Annotated in this window: 3 protein-coding genes; all 3 read right to left on the reverse strand. The window is 69.1% G+C overall.

Features of this window, described 5'->3' with window-relative positions:
• The coding region (locus tag AC1D12_RS32530) for a LysR substrate-binding domain-containing protein (protein WP_477845264.1) at positions 1–685 on the reverse strand (685 nt) is incomplete at its 3' end.
• 34 nt (positions 686–719) lie between these two features.
• A complete protein-coding gene (locus tag AC1D12_RS32535) occupies positions 720–1106 on the reverse strand; it encodes a sirohydrochlorin chelatase (protein WP_477845265.1) in 387 nt (128 codons plus the stop codon).
• On the reverse strand, positions 1103–1779 hold a 677-nt coding region (locus AC1D12_RS32540), incomplete at its 5' end, for an LptF/LptG family permease (RefSeq protein WP_477845266.1). The genes AC1D12_RS32535 and AC1D12_RS32540, both read right to left, overlap by 4 nt.

Consider the following 1779-nt stretch of genomic DNA (forward strand, 5'->3'; position numbering starts at 1 on the left):
CGTCGGCATCGATCGCCTCCAGCACGATGTTCGGCTTCAGCTTCCGCGCGGCGAAGGCCTGGTCGACGCGCGTGCGGCCGCTGAACGACGGGTGGTACGACACCAGCGGCTGCTGCGCCAGGTCTTCGAGCGTGATGCGTTCGAGCTGCGCGAGCGGGTGGCCGGCCGGCATCACGACCGCGTGCTGCCATTCGTAGCAGGGCAGGGTCACCAGTTCGTCGTGCTCGGCCAGCGATTCGGTCGCGATGCCGATGTCGGCCACCTCCTCGATCACCATCTGCGCGACCTGCGCCGGCGCGCCCTGGTGCAGGCTGATGTTGACCTTCGGGAAGCGCTTGCGCAGCTGGGCCACCGGCTCCGGCAGGAAGTAGCGCGCCTGCGTGTGCGTGGTCGCGATCGACAACGTGCCGGCGTCCTGCTTCGAGAACTCCTCGCCGATGCGCTTCAGGTTGCCGACCTCGCGCATGATCACCTCGATCGACTTCAGCACCTCGACGCCGGGTTCGGTGACGCGGCGCAGCCGCTTGCCGTGGCGCGCGAAGATGTCGACGCCGAGCTCGTCCTCGAGTTCGAGGATGGCCTTGGAGATGCCGGGCTGCGAGGTGAACAGCGCTTTGGCGGTCTCGGTCAGGTTCAGGTTGCGGCGAACGGCCTCCTGGACGAACCGGAACTGGTGCAGGTTCATATTCCGTTGCAATCTGTGGATTGCCCGGATTAAATCACTTCGTGTCTGTGGATGCGCGAAGCAGCTGGCCGACAGCGGCGGCCATCGCGCCGATGACGCTGTCGAGTTCGCCGACGGCCGGGTGCAGTTGCCAGCGGACACCGGCGTGCGCGCTGGCGAGTTCAGCCATCAGCTCCGGCAGGTCCTTGCGCACATGGCCACCGGCGCCGAGGAAGAGCGGCAGCACGTCGACCCGGGTGCAGCCCTGCGCGGCGAGCTGCCGGCCGGCCTCGCGCAGGTCGGGGGACATGAACTCGAGGAAGGCGAGGGCGACCGGCACGCCCGGGTGCGCCGCCCGCACGCGCTGGGCCACGTCCTCGAACGGCACGGCCCAGTTCGGATCCCGCGCTCCATGCGCGAACAGCAGCAGTCCGCGGGTCACCGGTACCTCACGAGCCAGCTGAAGGCGGCCAGCGACAGCATCAGGTAGATCGCGCTCGGCGTGGCGGCCACGATCCAGGGCGTCCAGTTCTGCAGCAGCCCCAGGTGCGCCGCGACGTTGTTCAGCAGCACGAAGCTGATGCCCAGCATGATCCCGCCGAACACCTTCAGGCTGACGCCGCCGGCGCGCGCATGCAGGTAGGCGAACGGCAGCGCGAGCGCCACCATCACCAGGCAGGCGAGCGGGTACAGCGCGCGCTTCCAGAACTGGATCTCGTGGCGCTGCGCCGTCTGCTCGTTGTCGGACAGGTGCGTGATGTAGCGGAACAGCTCCAGCGTCGACATCGAGCCCTCGGGCAGCACCGCGGCGGCCACCACGTTGGCCGGCATCGTGCTCGGCCAGGTGTAGACCGGCAGCTGCTGCGCGTGCACCAGCCCGCCGCTGGCGGCATCCTGCCAGTCGGTCAGGTTCACGTCCTGCAGCGTCCAGTTGTCGTCGCTGCCGACGCGCCCGCGTGCCGCGCTGATGCGGCGCAGCAGCCGACCGTTGCCRTCGGATTCGAAGATGCGGATGTTCAGCAGCTCGCCGCCGGCCGCCGCGCTGCCGACGTTGACCGAGTACGAGCGCTCGCCGTCGGGCGTCACGCGGTGATCCTTCAGCCAGGCGCCGGTGA

Source organism: Rhizobacter sp. P1_G5 (assembly GCF_056405435.1).